Below are 16,813 nucleotides of genomic sequence, written 5' to 3'. Positions count from 1 at the left end.
GTGCGGCCCTGGGCGGGAGCGAAGGATGAAGCACCATATCAATCTCTATGGCGCCGAATTCAGGCCAAGGCGCCTGTGGGCCAGCCTCAATCAGATGGCCCTGGTCTGGGGTGGCTGCCTGCTGCTGCTGGTTGCGGCCACCTTTTTCTATGGCTGGCAACAGCGGGGGGTCGACCGTGAGCTGGCCCAGGTGCGTGCGCTGCTCGATGTGCAGCGCAGCGAGGCATCACGGCTCGATGCCGCCCTGGCGCGCCATCAGGCGGACGGTCAGCTGCAACAGCAGCTGGTCGACAAGCGGGAGGAGCTGGCCGCCAAGCAGGCGCTGATACGCCAGCTCGGCAGCCTCTCCCTGCAAAAATCCCAGGGCTACGCCAGCGTGATGGCGGACCTGGCCCGCCTGCGGGATGCCCGCCTCTCCCTGCAACGGATCGAGATAAGTGACGGGCGCATCAACCTCTCCGGGGTGGCCGAGCGCAGTCAGGATGTGCCTGCCTGGGTGAACCGCTTCAAGCAGACCCCGTCCCTGGCGGGCAAGCAGTTTGGCGAGCTGACCCTGAGTCGGGACAAGGCGGGCCAGCTGGCCTTCCAGCTCAGCGGCATAGCACGGGAGACCCCATGATGGAGATGACGGCACAGTGGCGGGCCTGGGCACAGAGTGTGGCCGCCCTCAGCCTGCGGGAGCGGGTCTTGATCCTGCTGACGGGCACCATACTGCTGGGCGCAGCCGGGATCTACGGCTGGCTGGATGCCGCCGACACCCGCCTGAGCCAGGAGCGGCAGGCGCTGACGGCGGCGCAGCGGGATCTGGAGATCCTGACCCTGGAGAACCAGGGCAAGCAGGCCCGGCTGGGGCGGGATCCCAACGCCCAGGTGCGCCAGCAGCTGGCTGGCGTGGAGGCGTCCCTCGGTCGGCTGGACGCAGAGCTCAAGGCCCAGACGGTGGATCTGATCCCGGCCCACGAGATGCCGGCCGTGCTGGAAGCCCTGTTGTCTCGCTCCGCCAACCTGCATATGCTGGCGCTCACCTCCCTCAAGCCCGAGCCGCTGATGGCCGGCGAGCAGAAGGCCAACCTGTTCAAGCACGGGATCCGGCTCCAGCTGGAGGGGGGCTATTTCGATGTCTACCAGTACCTGAAGGCGCTGGAGGCTCTGCCCCGCCACTTCTACTGGAAAGGGTTCGACTACAGGGTGGTCGAGCATCCCAAGGCGGCGGTGGAGATGGAGATCTACACCCTGAGCACCAGCAAGGAGTTCATTCGTGGCTAAGTGGCTGACATTGTTGTGCTGCCTGCTGGGCCCGCTGGCCCAGGCGGAGGTGTTGCAGGATCCGACCGCCCCTCTGGCCGGCAGCGGCGCGGCGGCGAGCCCGAGCAAGGGGGCCGGTCTGCCCAGGTTGCAGAGCGTCATCCTGGGGAGCGGACCCGCCCTGGCGGTGCTCAACGGTCAGAGCTATCGGGTGGGCCAGCGGATCGACGGCTTCCTGCTGGTGGGCATCAGCGCCGATGCCGTGGTACTGGAGAAGGCCGGCAAGCGTCAGACACTGACCCTGTTTGGCAGCAAGATCCGGATGTGAAGTCGGTTCCGCGCGGGATGCTGCGGGCCAGGTTTGTCGAGTTTCACTGCGAGTCAGGTGCACCTATAACATGAAAAAACACCATTTCTGTCTGCTTCCCCTCGCATTGGCGGTGGCGGCTTGTACCAGCTATCAGCACCCCGAACCGGTGCAGGCCAAAGATGCCCTCAAGCAGGCCATGAAGGAGCAGACTCCGACCGCGCTGCTGACCACTTTGCCCCCCTCGGTGCAGAGCGAACTGCTGCAGCTCAATCGCCCCCAGCAGCCCCTGGCGGTTCCGGAGAAGCGGCTGCGCATCGCGGCCCATGACGTCGATGCGGTGGAGTTCTTCGGCTCCCTGTTCAAGGGATCCCGCTACAGCGTCGCCGTCCATCCCGGGGTGGCCGGTGCCATCTCGGTAGAGCTCAAGGACGTGACCCTGCAGGAGGCGCTGGCCACAGTCGGCGACATGTACGGCTTCGACGTGCAGCGCAAGGGCAATGTGTTTCACATCTATCCGGCTGGCCTGCGCACCGAGACCATCCCGGTCAACTACCTGATGATGGCCCGGCGCGGCCTCTCCCGCACCTCGGTCAGCACCGGCGGGGTGACGGCCAACGACAACAACAATAACGGCAACAACAACTTCGACAGCAGCGGCAACAATAACAACGGCAACAACAACCTCGGCTCCTCCAACGGGGACAACGGCAACAGCAACAACAGCAACGGCACCCGGATCGAGACGGACAGCAACAACGACTACTGGAGCGATCTGCGGGACGCCCTGCAGACGCTGATCGGCACAGGCGAGGGCCGGGCCGTCATCACCAGTCCCCAGGCGGGTCTGGTCACCGTGCGCGCCTATCCGAAGGAGCTCAAGGCGGTGCGCGAGTTCCTGGATCAGTCCGGCGAACACCTCAAGCGCCAGGTGGTGCTGGAGGCTCGGATCCTGGAGGTCTCCCTCAACGAGGGGTACGAGCAGGGGGTGGACTGGAGCGGTCTCTCCGCCAGTTGGGACGGCAACAAGGGCATCACGGGGGGCGGCTCCCTGCTCGACAGCCCCATCGCCTCGACCCCCAACCAGATCTTCAGGGCCCTGGGGGGCGGCGCCGGTTTCACCATCTCCGATGGCAACTTCAACGTGGCGGTCAGCCTGCTCAAGACCCAGGGGGATGTGAATACCCTATCCAGCCCGCGTGTCACCGCCACCAACAACCAGAAGGCGGTGATCAAGGTAGGCACGGACGAATACTTCGTCACCAACGCCTCGACCACCACCACCACCTCGGGCAACTCGGCGCCCATCGTCACGCCGAACGTGGAGTTGACCCCCTTCTTCTCCGGCATAGCGCTGGACGTGACGCCACAGATCGACGAGGCAGGCCGGGTGCTGCTGCACATCCACCCCTCCGTCATCGACACCGAAGAGCAGAGCAAGACCATCAACGTCGGCACGGCGGATCCCCTGGTGCTGCCGCTCGCCAAGAGCGCCATTCGTGAATCGGATACCGTAGTGCAGGCCAACAACGGCGACATCATCGTCATCGGTGGCCTGATGAAGACCGACAAACAGGAGATCGTCAGCAAGGTGCCGCTGCTGGGGGACATTCCCTGGGTCGGCGAAGCCTTTACCAACCGCCGGGAGAGCACCAAGAAGGTCGAGCTGGTGATCCTGCTCAAGCCGACAGTGGTGGAGAAAGACACCTGGCAGAAGGAGCTGCAACGCTCCTCCGAGCTGCTCGACAAATGGTATCCGCCCAAGGGTTGAGTCATGAGCCTATACCCGCTTGCCATAGCCATGACTGGCTCCCGGGCACAGATGACAGGTGATTGCCCATGTACCTGAGCCATTTCGGTTTGCAGGAGGCGCCCTTTGGCCTGACCCCGAACACCGGCTTCTATTACGGCCTGCCCCCTCACGAGGAGGCCATGCAGGTGCTGAACTGGGCGCTGGCACAGGGAGAGGGCTTCATCAAGGTGACCGGCGAGGTGGGCACCGGCAAGACACTGCTCTGCCGCAAGTTGCTGAGCGAGCTCGGCTCCGAGGCGTGCCCGGTGCGCCTGGCCTGGCTGCCCAATCCCCACCTCACGCCGGGGGAGCTGCGCACCGCCCTTGCCCTGGAGCTGGGGCTGGCGGTGCAGGGGGAGAGCGAGCTGGATCTCACGGATCGCATCCATCGCCACCTCATCGCCCTGCACCAGCAGGGGAGCCGGGTGGTGGTGCTGATCGACGAGGCGCAGGCGCTGCCGGACGAGACCCTGGAGGCCATCCGCCTGTTCGGCAACCTGGAGACGGAGTCGAGCAAGCTGCTGCAGATCGTGCTGTTCGGCCAACCCGAACTGGATGTCCGGCTGGCCAGGCCCCACCTGCGCCAGTTGCGCCAGCGCATCGGCTTCTCCTACTGCCTGCGCCCCTTGCGGTGCGACGAAACCCGGGCCTATCTGGAGCACAGGCTGCACGTCTCGGGTTATCGCGGGGCGACGCTGTTTGGCGGTCTGGCCCTGCGCCTGCTGTGGCGGGCGTCCCGCGGCATTCCACGGCTCATCAACGTGCTGGCCCAGAAGTGTCTGATGCTGGCCTACGGCCGCGGGACGCGGCGGATAGACTGCGCCCTGGTGCGCCTCGCCATTCGCGATACCGATGACGCCCGTGGTGGCTCATTCGTGCGCTGGTGGCCCCTGTTGCTGCTGCTGGGCACGGCCCTGGCCTATGGAGTCTGGTCATGAGCGTGATCAATCAGATGCTCAAAGATCTGGAGCAGCGCCAGTCAGGATCCGATGGCGCCGCCGTCTATGTGGCGCCGGCGCGTCAGCAGGGGTGGTGGATGCTGGTGCTGACCCTGCTGTGCACCCTGGCGCTGGCCATCCTCGGCTGGCGCACCTGGATCTACTGGCAGCAGAGCCAGCGCACGGCGCAGCCGACCGTTCAGTTGACGACCCGGCTCGCCCCGGTGAGCGAGCCGTCGCAGCCTGCCTCCTCTGCCACCGAGATGGTCGTCGCGTCCCCCGCGCCCAGTGGGGCCGCCTCCGGGGTGGTCGCTCTGGATGTCGCCCCTGTGGCCGCAATGGCAAAGGTCAGCGCGCCTGCCGGGGGGGCAGAGGGATCTTCCACGACCGAGGCGCTCGCCGACGAGGCCCCGGCGTCAGAGACCCTGGCCGAGACGCTGCCAGAGGATGAGGTCACGCCGAGCGACGAAGAGTTGCAGCCGGATCTTTATGCCGAGCTGGCCGCAGAGCAGGAGGCTGCCCCCCAGGAGGTGGCTGCCCCGCGCAAACCCGGCGTGCTGAAGATAGAGACGGTGGATCTCTCCGAGCCCGAGTTGGCGGCCCTGGCCGAGCGCAAGGCGACCACCGCCATGGCCAAGGGCCAGATGCGGGAGGCCCAGGACAACTATTACCAGGTGCTGGTCTATGACCCGCACAATCAGGGGGCGCGCGAGCAGCTCGCGGCCTTGCTCTACGGCGAGGGACGGCTGACCGAGGCCAGCCAGGTGCTGGAGGAGGGGTTGAGGCTGGATCCCGCGCAGGCCGATCTGCGGCTGCTGCTGGCCCGGGTGGCCATCAGTGGCGGCGATCGCCAGAAGGCGCTGGACTGGCTCACCGGCTATCAGCCGGACCTGGCCGCCAATCTGGACTATTACGCCACCTGGGCAGGGCTCGCCCAGGAGCTGGGCCAGCCGGCCCAGGCATCCGAGCTCTACGTCAAGCTGTTGCGCCAGCAGCCGGATCAGGGGCGCTGGTGGCTGGGGCTGGGGGTGGCGGAGGATGGTCAGGGCCACCGCCAGCGGGCGCTGGACGCCTATGGCAATGCCCAGTTGCACGGGGATCTCGGCGAGGCATCGACCCGCTGGCTGGAACAGCGGATTGCCCAGCTGACGCCTTGACACAGCAACCCCCTCCCGGCCTCCCCCTTCGAAAGGGGGGGAGTAGTTCGCGCCCTCCCCTTACCAAGGGGAGGGCTGGGGTGGGGTTGTTGCGACCCCTGGGTTCGATTAGCCGCGCAGCGGCGTGATCGGACGAGGTGACGGATTCTGGTACCCAATTCGCCATCGAATGTGGCAACAGGTTTGAATGACGTGCAATCACAGGAATCGGAGCAACAATGGCACAACCCAGACTGAAAATGCGCCTCGGCGACCTGCTGGTACAGGAGCAGATCATCTCGGATGATCAGTTGCAGCTCGCCCTGCAGCAGCAGCGTCAGACCGGGCGCAAGCTGGGGACTACCCTCATCGACCTCGGCTTCATCAGCGAGGTGCAGCTGCTGCAGTTCCTCGCCCGCCAGCTGGACGTGCCCTTCTTCGATCTCAACAACCTCACCATAGACGCCTCGGCCGTGACCCTGTTGCCCGAGGTACAGGCCCGCCGTTATCGCGCCCTGGCGGTCAACCTCAGCGACGACCAGGTGACGGTGGCCATGTCGGATCCTGCCGACTTGAGCGCCCTGGATGCCATCGCCGCCCTGCTCAGCCCCCGTGAAATGGTGCTGGCGGTGGCGCGGGAAGGCCAGCTGCTGGAGTATTTCGACCGCCTCTATCGCCGCACCCGGGAGATAGAGAGCTTCGCCGAACAGCTGCAGGAGGAGTATCAGGACGCCGGCTTCGAGCTGGGTGGCGGCAATCTCGGCGCTGGCGATGAAGGGGAGGCGACGGTGGCCAAGCTGCTGCGCTCCCTGTTCGAGGACGCGGTGCAGGTGGGGGCGTCGGATATCCATATCGAGCCGGACGAGAAGGTGCTGCGCATTCGCCAGCGCATCGATGGCGTGCTGCACGAAAATATCCTCAACGAGGTGCGCATCGCCCAGGCGCTGGTGCTGCGCCTCAAGCTGGTGGCCGGGCTAGACATCTCCGAGAAGCGGCTGCCCCAGGATGGCCGATTCGCCATGAAGGTGCGCGGCCGGGACGTGGATGTGCGTATGTCCACCATGCCGGTGCAGTACGGGGAATCCGTGGTGATGCGACTGCTGGATCAATCCTCCGGCATATTGTCGCTGGCGGAAACCGGCATGCCGCCGGCCATCCTGAGCCGCTTCCGGCGCCAGCTCAAGCGCCCCCACGGCATGATACTGGTGACGGGCCCCACCGGCAGCGGCAAGACCACGACGCTCTACGGCGCCCTCTCCGAGCTCAACCAGGCCAGCCACAAGATCATCACGGTGGAAGATCCGGTGGAATACCGGCTGCCGCGCGTCAACCAGGTGCAGGTCAATCCCAAGATAGGCCTCACCTTCTCCCAGGTGCTGCGCTCCACCCTGCGTCAGGATCCCGACATCCTGCTGGTGGGGGAGATGCGGGACAACGAGACGGTGGAGATAGGCCTGCGCGGCGCCATCACCGGCCACCTGGTGCTGACCACGCTGCACACCAATGACGCCGTCACCAGCGCCCTGCGCCTCATCGACATGGGGGCCCCCGGCTATCTGGTGGCGAGCGCCCTGCGGGCCGTGGTGGCCCAGCGTCTGGTGCGACGGGTCTGCGAGCACTGCGCCTGCGAGACGGCGCCGGACCAGGGGCAGGCCACCTGGCTCACCATGCTCTCCGGCGAGGAGCCCGGGCAGCACCTCTACCGCAAGGGGCGTGGCTGCCAGAGCTGCAACTTCACCGGTTATTCGGGCCGGATCGGGGTCTACGAGCTGCTGGAGCTGGATCAGCCCATGATGGATGCCCTGCGCCGCAACGATGCGGAGGGCTTTGCCCGGGCGGCGCGCGAGCACGAGCACTACAGGCCCCTGGCCCTGACGGCACTCGATTATGCCCGTGAGGGGATCACCTCGGTGGATGAGGTGCTCAGGCTGGCCGAGGATCTGGGATAAGCCATGGGCAGCTTCAACTACAAGGGGCGCGACAGTCAGGGCAACGCCGTCAGCGGCGTGCTGGAGGCCGCCAGCGAACTGGCCGCCGCCGAGCAGCTGATGCGCCGAGGGGTGATGCCCACCGAGCTCAAAGCGGGCAAGGCCAAGTCTGCCGGTATCGACTGGTCGCTGCTGCTGGAGGGGGGCGTCAAGCTGGAGGAGCTGGTGGTGTTCAGCCGCCAGATGTATGCCCTGACCCGGGCGGGGATCCCTATACTGCGCGCCATCGCCGGGCTGGAGGAGAGCGCCCACAGCAAGCCCCTCAAGCGGGCACTGCACGCCCTGGGGGAGGATCTCGGCAACGGGCGGCCGCTGTCGAGCTCGATGCAGGCGCACCCCAAGGTGTTCAACAGCCTGTTCGTCGCCATCATCCATGTCGGCGAGAACACCGGCCAGCTGGAGGAGGCCTTCCTGCAGCTCGCCAACTATTTCGATCTGGAGCTGGAGACCCGCAAGCGGATCAAGACCGCCATGCGCTACCCCAGCTTCGTGATGATGGCCATCGGCATCGCCATGGTGATCCTCAACATCATGGTGATCCCGGTGTTTGCCGGCATGTTCGCCAAATTTGGCGTCGAATTGCCGCTGGCGACCCGGATCCTGCTCGCCACCTCCCACTTCTTCGTCCACTACTGGTGGCTGCTGCTGGCCATCCTGGCGGGCATGGTGTTTGGCTGGCGCCGCTGGGTCGCCAGCCCCCGGGGCAAGCTGACCTGGCACAGATGGCAGCTCAAACTGCCCATCGTCGGCACCATCATAGAGCGCTCCCTGCTGGCCCGCTTCGCCCGCAGCTTCTCCATGATGCTCAAGGCCGGGGTGCCGCTCAACACGGCGCTGACCCTGGTGGCCGATGCGGTGGACAACGCCTATATGGCGGGGCAGATCCGCGACATGCGGGCGGGCATAGAGCGGGGCGAGAGCCTGCTGCGCACCGCAGGGGCCAGCGGCCTGTTCACCCCCCTGGTGATGCAGATGATCGCGGTGGGGGAAGAGACGGGCCAGGTGGACGAGCTGCTGCACGAGGCGGCCGAGTATTACGAGCGGGAGGTGGATTATGACCTCAAGAGCCTCACCGCCCGCATCGAGCCGATCCTCATCGGCATAGTGGCCGTCATGGTGCTGGTGCTGGCGCTCGGTATCTTTACGCCCATGTGGGACATGATGCGAGCGGTTCGCGGCCAGTGATGTGGTTTAGCATCTTCACTCCTCCTGGTGGGGGACATGATGCGAGCGGTTCGGGGTCAATGACAGGTCGCGGTATCTTCACTCCCCTGATGGTGGGACATGATGAAGCGTGCGGTTTGCGGTAGACAAGATGCGGGAGAGGCATGAGCAGACAGTCCGAGCAGGATGAGCGTTGGTTGGGAGGCTACAGGCGGCTGGTCGCCTGTCTCCTGCTGCTGGTCATCCTTGCCACCCTGGCCCTGAGCTATCGCAGCCACAGGGAAGAAGCGCTGGCGGTCAGCCTGAGCCTGCTGGGGGAGCAATTTGCCGAGCGGGCCCAGCGACTGCACGGGCGCTGGCTCGATGAGCGGCGCCCCGAGGTGCTGCATGCAGAAGGGGTGGCCTGGCAGTTCGATGGGCGGGGCTGGCCGCTGGCGGTGCTGCCGCTGCAGTCACCCTCCGCCAACTGCCGCCAGCTCTGGCTGACGTTGATAGGCCCCGAGGATCCGGGGCTGCCCTCCTGGCAGGCGCTCGCCAGCCAGCATGGGGATGGGTGCGAGTTTGGTTGGGAAGGGCACTGGCTGTTCTACCGTTTCAGCGATGGCCGGGTACTGACGAAGCCTTGAGTCGATCCCTCAAGTGCTTCAGCGACATGATTTTTTTCTATCTGCATGAAATAATGCGGACCATTACGGAGGCAGCATGGCAGCAAAGAGAGTGAGCGCCGGCCAGGGACAGGGTCAGATGGCCGGTTTTTCCCTGATCGAGCTGGTGATCGTCATCGTGATTCTGGGGATCCTGGCCGTCACCGCCTTGCCCCGTTTTCTCGACGTGACCGACGAGGCGAAGAAGGCCAGTGTGGAAGGGGTGTCAGGCGGTTTCGCCACCGGGGTCTCCCTGGTGCGGGCCCAGTGGGAAGCCGAGGGGCGCGCCAAGCAGGACAGCCTCAATACGGTGCTGTACGACGGTTCCCGTTTCTATCTGACCACGCCGACCGACAGCCAGGTCAGCAACGGCGAGCTCTCCCCCGGCTATCCCATGGACACGGCGGCGAGCAGCGTTCCCGATGTGGATCCGGCCAATCTGACGGCGGCCCGCTGTCTCAATATTTGGGAGGGCTTGTTGCAGAATCCTCCCAAGGCTACTGCCAACTTTGACGAGGTGCGCGGTAGTGGCAATGACCTGAAGTTCTATGCCACGGTGAGCAACAATGGACTGGATTCGGTCTGCCGTTACTATCTGGTCAACAGCCTGAGCAAGGGAAGTGATGGGCGCTATCAGGACCCGCAAGGGAGCACCGATGCCTACATGAGTTTCAGTTACCGCCCGGCCTCCGGCCAGGTGACTACCAATATCAATTGATAAACCGAGGAAAACGTAATGAAAAAGCAGGCGGGTTTTACCCTGATCGAACTGGTGATCGTGATCATCATCCTGGGCATTCTGGCGGTCACCGCCGCGCCCAAGTTCCTGAATTTGCAGGATGATGCCAATAAAGCTGCGGCTCAGGGCGTTGCTGCTGCTGTGAAGAGTGGAGCCCAGCTGGCCTTTAGTCGTTCGGCGATCGATGGAACAGAAAAAATGGATCGTACCGAAGGTGCTTCTGTTGCAGTAGGCACCGGTCATGCCACGATAGCTTTTGGTTATCCTCAAGCTACATCCGCCGGCATTGGTATGGTGGTTTCTCTGGATGGAGGCTGGACCCTGAGTAAAGATGGGGATGGTACTGCTGCGGCTGAATTCACGTCCGACCAAGCCAACAGCTGTACTGTAACTTACAAAGAAGCTCAGTCTGAAGGTGAAGCATTCACTGTTGAAGTAACCGGCGACAACTGTGGCTAAATAGCAGAGTATGGCGAGGCTTCGGCCTCGCTTTTTCTTTATCTACGATATCCCCGATGAGAGAGTGAATGACGACAGCCAAGGGTTTCACCCTGATAGAACTGGTGATCGTAATCCTGTTGCTCGGGATTCTGGCCGCCTTTGCCGTGCCCAAGTGGCTGGGCAAAGGCGGCTTTGAAACCCATACCCTGCGTGACGAGCTGGTGACCCGGCTGCGGCTGGTGCAGACCATGAACATGCATGAAGGGGAGGCGCGCTGCACCCAGCTGGTGCTGGAGCAGAGCCGCTTCGCTCATCTGACCCAGACGGGCAGTTGCGTGGCCAAGTCCATCTCGAACTGGGATGCGGACGAACAGAGCCGGGGGCGCGTAGTCACGGCCTCCGGCGGCACCGCCCTGCCGCAAGGCAGCTTCTTTTTCGACAAGCGCAGCGGCCGTCCGCTCTCACCCTCCACCTGCGTCAATGGCTGCAACCTGGTGGTGAGCAGCGGGCAGGAGAGCGCCCGGCTGCGCATCGAGCCGGAAGGGTATATCCATGCGATCCCCTAAGGCCGGTCGCGGCTTCACCCTGATCGAGTTCGTGGTCGGCATTGTGCTGCTGGCCATAGCACTGACCGGCATTTTGGGGCTTCTTATCAATCAGGCACCCCAGGGGGTGGATCCGGTGCAGCAGGTGCGGGGCGCCCAGCTGGCCCAGCGGATCCTCGGCGAGGTGCTGCAAAAATCCTTCGATGAACACTCGGATCACAATGGCGGCCGTTTTCGCTGTGGCGAGAGAGTCGGCACCCCTGCGGTAACCTATCCCGCCTGCACCCCGGTCGCCGATTACGGCCCGGATGGGGGCGAGACGCGCCCCTACGAGTTCAACGACGTGGATGACTTCGATACCGCGGGCAACTGGGTGGACGCCAACCTGTTTACCCAGACGAATGCCGAGGGGGTCAGCGACCAGGAGTATCGCCACTATCAGGTCAGGATCGCCGTCACCCCGGACACCCTGTTCGGGAGCCCGGGCCTGGGGGCCGAATCCATCGGCAAGCGCGTCGCCCTGACAGTGCGGCTGCCGGACCAGAGCGAGCTGGCTTTCACCCTCTACCGGGGGAACTACTGATGGGCAAGCCGCATTCCCGTTATGCCGCGTCCGATGACGCATCTGTTACCACAGCCCGTTACCGCGTCCGATTAGGCTTCGCTCATCGAACCTGCGCCCGACCTGGGCGTATGCAGGGCTTCACCTTGGTGGAACTGGTGATGGTGATACTGCTGCTCGGGGTCATGGCCACCTTTACCAGCCAGTTTATCGGCATCGGCACCCAGATTTATGGCGATGCCAGCCGCCGGGAGCAGCTGATGAGCGATGCCCGCTTCGCCCTGGAGCGGCTCAACCGCGAGCTGCGCGATGCGGTGCCGGGCTCGGTGCGCATCGAGGATGAGGCGGGCAACCCTCTGGATAAGGGGACCTGCCTGCGCTTCTGGCCCATCGCCACCGCTAGTCGCTATCTGAGCCTCAATAAGCCCGTAGCAGGTCGTTTCGAGCTAACGCTGGTGGCTTCATCCGCCAGTGAACTTCCTACTGCTGAGGATTGGGCCGTTGTGTATCCCATCTCCGGAGATGGAGGTCTAGAAGCGGGATGCATCTATGGCAACTGTGTGGCGACTGTGAAGGCGCCACCACCGAGCGCCGTGAACGGGATAGGGACTGTGACCGTGGATGCAGCGTTTGATGGGGAATCCCCCGCCAAACGCATTTATTTTGCTAATCAGCAGGTGCGTTATTGTATCGACGTTCAGGGTACCTTGATGCGGTACAGTGAATCTACGCGTGGGTCCGCGCACGCCCTGATGGCAGAACATATTCGGCCCACCGAATCCGAATCCTATTTCTACCGAGACCCCGCCGCGTTCAGCCCGAGCGAGGTGGGGTTGCGGCTGGTGTTCGAGCAGCGCGGCGAGCGCGTCCTCTTCAACCACAAGCTGGAGCCGCTCAATGTCCCCTAGATCTTTCCCCTCCACCATGGCGGCCCAGCGCGGCAGCGCCATCATGGTCGCCCTCTTCGTCATCGTCATCATGGCCCTGCTGGCGGCAGCCATGGGCCGCTTCCTGGTGGACAGCGGCGAGAAGAACACGGTGGAGGTGCGCGGGGTGCGTGCCCTGATGGCGGCCCAGAGCGGGCTGGAAATCGCACTCTATCAGCTGTTTCCCAATCGCAGTGGCGCCGAGTTGCCCGCCGCTTGCACCAGGGTGGCGGCGTCCCGGGCCTTTGACAAGGAGCCCGGCCTGAGCGGGTGCCGGGTCTCGGTGAGCTGCAACGAGATCCAGGCCAGTCAGGGGGGGGAGACCAGCACCACCTACCGGCTCACCAGCCTGGGCACCTGTGGTACAGAAGCTCAGGCGGGTGCCAACCCGGATTTTGCCGTCAGCCGCACCCTGGTGGCGGAAGCCTTTGATGGAGTGATGCCGTGATAGGTCGTCTTTGTTCCGCTCTGTTTTTATTGTTGATAGGCGTGCCTGTGCAGGCAGCTCTGGATTGCAACAGCATCTTCCCTGGCCCGATCCAGAGCCATGACTCGGCTGGCACGCTTTACATGCAGTCAGGTGCGCGGGTGGAGAATTACAATGGCTTGGAGGTCTGTTTCAAACGTGTCACGGGTTATGACTATGAAATGAACTCGCAAGCCTGTGGTTCGGGCAAATGCCAGATAACCGGCGTTGCTAGCTTGAAGCAGACTCGACCCACGTTTCCAGGCAGTACGGATTCTGCCAGTTATACAGTTGCGAATTGGACGACGCCCACGGTCATTCTCGGTACTACCCCAAATTACGGCAAGTCAGCCAGCGGCAGTCGCTGGGATCTGGGCAACCTGACCATAGATGGTTCGGTCAACTCCAATGGGTCGGGCAATGTCAGCTTCTCGGACAGTTACACCACCTATGTGATGAAAAACCTGACCATGCAGAATAGTGGCGTGATGACGCTGACGGCGGGCAAGACCTACATCATCGAGGGGGACCTGAATCTGAATGGGGGCAGTCTCATCAAGCTGGTTGGCACTGGCATGACCTCGTTTTATGTTAAGGGCAATGTCTCGGCCCATAACGATTCACAACTGCAGACGGGATCCGGTTTCAAGGCCTATGTGGTCGGTAGCCTCACTCTTACTGGTAGTGACCAGTTGGCAGGGACCTATTATGCAGAGGGAGATGCAACCTTCGAGAACGACGTGGTTCTGCGGGGCCAACTGAGCGCCAGGAACGTCAATTTGAAGGGAAACAGCAAGGTCATCTATGACGGGGGGGAGCCTTTGCTCACCTGTTTTAGCGACGACTTCTCCGCCAGTACCCTCAGCAATAACTGGGTGGTGGCAAGCAGCAGCGGCAACTTTACCCCCGCCATCGTCAATGGCCGGCTCGGCATGACCCAGGCCAGCCCCAAGCAATCCACCTCGGCGACTTACCAGCGGATCTTCCCCGCCGCCAACAACCTGGTGACCATAGAGTTTGACCAGTATGCCCACGGGGGTAATGGGGCAGACGGCATGGCGGTGGTGCTCTCGAATGCCAAGGATACCCCCCAGCCGGGCGCCTTCGGCGGGCCCCTCGGGTATGGTTTCAAGCCAGGGGTCAACGGCTTTGCCGGAGGCTGGCTCGGGGTGGGGATAGATGAGTACGGCAACTTCTCCGGGGAGGGCGGTACGCTCAACAAGGGGCGGCGCAAGCAGTCCGTGGTGGTGCGTGGCTCGGGCTCAGGCACCAGCGGCTACAACTATCTCAAAGGGACTTGCAAAGACGGCGCCGACAACGCCAGCGGCAACTGCCTGTCGCCGACCGTGGACAGCGGCTCGGACAGCAATCGTCCTCACCGTTATCGACTGACCATAGATTCGCGTACCAAGGACCAGTCCATGGTCAAGGTGGAGCGCAACACGGGGAGCGGTTACAGCACCCTGATCGACAGCTTCAATGCCGCCGCCCAGAGCGGCCAGGCGGCCATTCCCGAGAATCTGCTGTTGTCTCTGACCGGCTCGACCGGGGATGCGACCAACGCCCACCAGATCGACAACGTCCGGATCTGCGCCCTCAAGTCCAGTCCTGTGGGCACCCAGATCGATCACTTCGAGTTCGATCACTCCGGCCAGGCCCTGACCTGCAACCCGGAAACCCTCATCATCCGGGCCTGCGCCAACGCCAGCTGCAGCCAGTTGTTCATGGATCCGGTGAGCGCCGTCCTGACGCCGCTTAAAAACGGCAGCAACGGCTGGGTGGCCGACAGCCAGGTGAGCTACAGCGGCAACACCGCTACCGTGAATTTCAGCGGCGGCACCACCAAATTGCAGCTGCGCAACAATCTGGCGAGCGCCATGAGGGTGGGGGTGAGTGGCTCGACACCGTCCACCAAGCCGCTTAGCACGACGCTTTGCCGGGCGGGCAGCGGTGCCCTGAGCGACGCCGCCTGTACCCTGGACTTTGCCGACAGCGGCTTTGTGTTCAACGTGCCGGATACCTATTCCAACCAGCCTCAGGATGTGACTATTAGTGCGGTCAAGAAAGACGATCTTACCCAGCAGTGTGTGCCAGGATTTACCGGGGTGAGGTCTGTCGGCTTTTGGGGAACGTACAACAATCCAAATACCAATAGCTTTGGTAGCAAGATTTCCATCGATGGCAATGTCATTGCTACTTATGCCGCCAGTGTTCCTTTACCAACACCAACCACCCTCAACCTGACTTTTGATAATCAGGGTAAGGCGACCTTGAAAAAAGTGACCTACCCCGATGCTGGTCAGATGCAGCTCTATGCCCGCCATAATGGCAGTGGTGAGACGGCGGGTCTGGTGATGCTAGGCGCGGATCAGTTTGTGGCGCGTCCGGTCGGTCTGTGTATTACGCCCCCGCAAGGGGTCTGCGCGGCAGGTGATAGCAGCTGCCCTGTATTCAGAAAAGCGGGGGAGACGTTCCAGATAGATATCAAGGCGATGGCCTGGGAGTCGGCCAATGATGGGGATATCTGCGCAGGGAATCAGACTACGCCCAACTTTGTGCTGAGTGGCATTGGCTTGGGTAGCACCTTGGTGGCACCAAGCCCGGGCACCAATGCCGCGCTGGGTACTACCACCTATAACCATGTGGCAGCGACCAACAGTGCCAATACCATTAGCCAGACAGTGAGTGAGGTGGGAGTGTTCCGGATGACGGCGACCCCACCGGCGGCAGGTTATTTCAACTACACCATACCGCCCGCTGCCAGCGTGCCGGTCGGGCGCTTCGTGCCCTGGGACTTCAATCTGGTGAGCAGTGATGTTGTGCCAGCCTGTGTGGACACGACGGCACCAGAGCGAGACTTTACCTATATGAGTCAGCCATTTGGCATCAAGCTGGAGGTGGTGGCCCGTAATATGGCCGGGGGCGAGACCCAGAACTATACGGGTCTCTTTGCCAAGGGGGGAGCTTATATCACGACAGCCAACAACAAGGATGGCAACTCGCTGTCGAGCCGCTTGCGTAGCCTACAACCCCTGCCATGGCTCAACGGGCGAGCGGCGTTTACCGGTAGCAGCGAGTTCGTGCGCCTGTCCGACACCCAGCCAGACGGACCCTACAAGTCGCTGTTATTTGGTCTCTATATGAGGGACAACGATGGTGATAACTCCCAGATTGCCAGCCCGAACTTCAATGAGACGGTGGCGGGGGATTGCAGCGGTAGCGGATGCAATGCCCGGCTGCTCGACAGTGTGCCGATGCAAGCCTATTTCGGTCGATTACAGGCCAGTACCCGGCAGGGGGTTGCCAGCGCCCCGCTTACGTTGCCTCTGCAGGTGCAATATTTCGAAGGGGGTGGTTGGAAAATCAATCAAGCGGATGTTTGTACACAACTATCTCTGGCTAATAATGGTTTTGATCCGACAACTAAGCTGGATCTTACGCGCAAGATCAGTTTCAACAACGGCTCTTATGAGGTCACGGGTCAGGTACCAGAAACCACGCCGCCGCAATCCTTCAGTAGTACTTTGACCCTCAGTGGTCTGGCTGCGCCAGCCAGTGTAGCGACGGCAAACAAAGGTGAGATCCTGTTTCATTTCTCTGCACCAAATGTCGAGGTGCGAATTCCCTACAAGGTGGAATTGTCGAAACAGCCGTCACGGCCACTCTGGCTGTCGGATCCACTCACTCAGGCGGGGGAGGCCATTTTCGGCTCCACTCGAGGCAACGATCGCATTATTTATCGCCGCGAAGTGATGCCCTGAAAATGATATGGGGACAAGGAGAGGGGCGCTTTGGGATGGGCCTGCGTCTTATCTCCTTGTTTCGTAGTGTTTGTCGGCCTGAGCGGGTGAGTGATGACTCGCATTTTTGTCGCGCTTGATTGACTGGCGACAGTTTGAGCGCTTGCCCATTGGGGTGGG

At 62.8% G+C, this 16,813-nt stretch carries 16 protein-coding genes; all 16 read left to right on the top strand.

Features of this window, described 5'->3' with window-relative positions; genetic code table 11:
* Positions 1-25: 25 nt before the first annotated feature.
* The 16 genes from ACB030_RS06645 (at position 26) to ACB030_RS06570 (ending at position 16,654) form a co-directional block, all read left to right on the top strand.
* A complete protein-coding gene (locus ACB030_RS06645) occupies positions 26-619 on the top strand; it encodes a PilN domain-containing protein (protein WP_371158706.1) in 594 nt (197 codons plus the stop codon).
* On the top strand, positions 619-1,266 hold the full coding sequence (locus ACB030_RS06640; RefSeq protein ID WP_265435505.1) for an MSHA biogenesis protein MshJ: 648 nt from the start codon (positions 619-621) through the stop codon (positions 1,264-1,266). The genes ACB030_RS06645 and ACB030_RS06640 overlap by 1 nt, the downstream gene beginning before the upstream one ends.
* Positions 1,259-1,573: an MSHA biogenesis protein MshK gene (locus tag ACB030_RS06635; protein ID WP_371158705.1), complete on the top strand. Its 315-nt coding sequence runs from the start codon at positions 1,259-1,261 to the stop codon at positions 1,571-1,573. The genes ACB030_RS06640 and ACB030_RS06635 overlap by 8 nt, the downstream gene beginning before the upstream one ends.
* 70 nt (positions 1,574-1,643) lie before the next feature.
* Positions 1,644-3,323 (top strand): pilus (MSHA type) biogenesis protein MshL, encoded by a 1,680-nt coding sequence (mshL, locus tag ACB030_RS06630; protein ID WP_371158704.1) that lies wholly within the window; start codon positions 1,644-1,646, stop codon positions 3,321-3,323.
* 68 nt (positions 3,324-3,391) lie between these two features.
* Positions 3,392-4,282, top strand: a complete 891-nt coding sequence (locus ACB030_RS06625) for an ExeA family protein (RefSeq protein ID WP_371158703.1) — start codon at positions 3,392-3,394, stop codon at positions 4,280-4,282.
* On the top strand, positions 4,279-5,439 hold the full coding sequence (locus ACB030_RS06620; protein ID WP_371158702.1) for a tetratricopeptide repeat protein: 1,161 nt from the start codon (positions 4,279-4,281) through the stop codon (positions 5,437-5,439). The genes ACB030_RS06625 and ACB030_RS06620 overlap by 4 nt, the downstream gene beginning before the upstream one ends.
* 218 nt (positions 5,440-5,657) lie before the next feature.
* Positions 5,658-7,367 (top strand): MSHA fimbrial ATPase MshE, encoded by a 1,710-nt coding sequence (gene mshE / locus ACB030_RS06615; RefSeq protein ID WP_371158701.1) that lies wholly within the window; start codon positions 5,658-5,660, stop codon positions 7,365-7,367.
* Positions 7,368-7,370: 3 nt separating this feature from the next.
* Positions 7,371-8,591 (top strand): type II secretion system F family protein, encoded by a 1,221-nt coding sequence (locus ACB030_RS06610; protein WP_371158700.1) that lies wholly within the window; start codon positions 7,371-7,373, stop codon positions 8,589-8,591.
* Positions 8,592-8,734: 143 nt separating this feature from the next.
* A complete protein-coding gene (locus ACB030_RS06605) occupies positions 8,735-9,196 on the top strand; it encodes a hypothetical protein (RefSeq protein ID WP_371158699.1) in 462 nt (153 codons plus the stop codon).
* Between the two features lie 76 nt (positions 9,197-9,272).
* Positions 9,273-9,932, top strand: a complete 660-nt coding sequence (locus tag ACB030_RS06600; protein WP_371158698.1) for a type II secretion system protein — start codon at positions 9,273-9,275, stop codon at positions 9,930-9,932.
* An 18-nt stretch (positions 9,933-9,950) separates the two neighbouring features.
* Entirely contained in the window at positions 9,951-10,412 is a 462-nt protein-coding gene (locus tag ACB030_RS06595) for a prepilin-type N-terminal cleavage/methylation domain-containing protein (RefSeq protein WP_371158697.1), read from the top strand.
* A gap of 68 nt (positions 10,413-10,480) precedes the next feature.
* Positions 10,481-10,960 (top strand): Tfp pilus assembly protein FimT/FimU, encoded by a 480-nt coding sequence (locus ACB030_RS06590; RefSeq protein ID WP_371158696.1) that lies wholly within the window; start codon positions 10,481-10,483, stop codon positions 10,958-10,960.
* On the top strand, positions 10,947-11,522 hold the full coding sequence (locus ACB030_RS06585) for a prepilin-type N-terminal cleavage/methylation domain-containing protein (RefSeq protein ID WP_371158695.1): 576 nt from the start codon (positions 10,947-10,949) through the stop codon (positions 11,520-11,522). Before ACB030_RS06590 ends, ACB030_RS06585 begins: the two co-directional genes overlap by 14 nt.
* Positions 11,522-12,409 (top strand): PilW family protein, encoded by an 888-nt coding sequence (locus ACB030_RS06580; protein ID WP_371158694.1) that lies wholly within the window; start codon positions 11,522-11,524, stop codon positions 12,407-12,409. The genes ACB030_RS06585 and ACB030_RS06580 overlap by 1 nt, the downstream gene beginning before the upstream one ends.
* On the top strand, positions 12,399-12,875 hold the full coding sequence (locus ACB030_RS06575) for an MSHA biogenesis protein MshP (protein ID WP_371158693.1): 477 nt from the start codon (positions 12,399-12,401) through the stop codon (positions 12,873-12,875). Before ACB030_RS06580 ends, ACB030_RS06575 begins: the two co-directional genes overlap by 11 nt.
* A complete protein-coding gene (locus ACB030_RS06570; protein ID WP_371158692.1) occupies positions 12,872-16,654 on the top strand; it encodes a DUF6701 domain-containing protein in 3,783 nt (1,260 codons plus the stop codon). Before ACB030_RS06575 ends, ACB030_RS06570 begins: the two co-directional genes overlap by 4 nt.
* The last annotated feature ends 159 nt before the right edge of the window (positions 16,655-16,813 follow it).

Source organism: Aeromonas sp. S16(2024) (genome assembly GCF_041403065.1).
Taxonomy (GTDB): Bacteria; Pseudomonadota; Gammaproteobacteria; order Enterobacterales; family Aeromonadaceae; genus Aeromonas.
The sequence above is the reverse complement of the archived record's forward strand: the minus strand, read 5'-3'. Positions and strand labels throughout refer to the sequence as shown.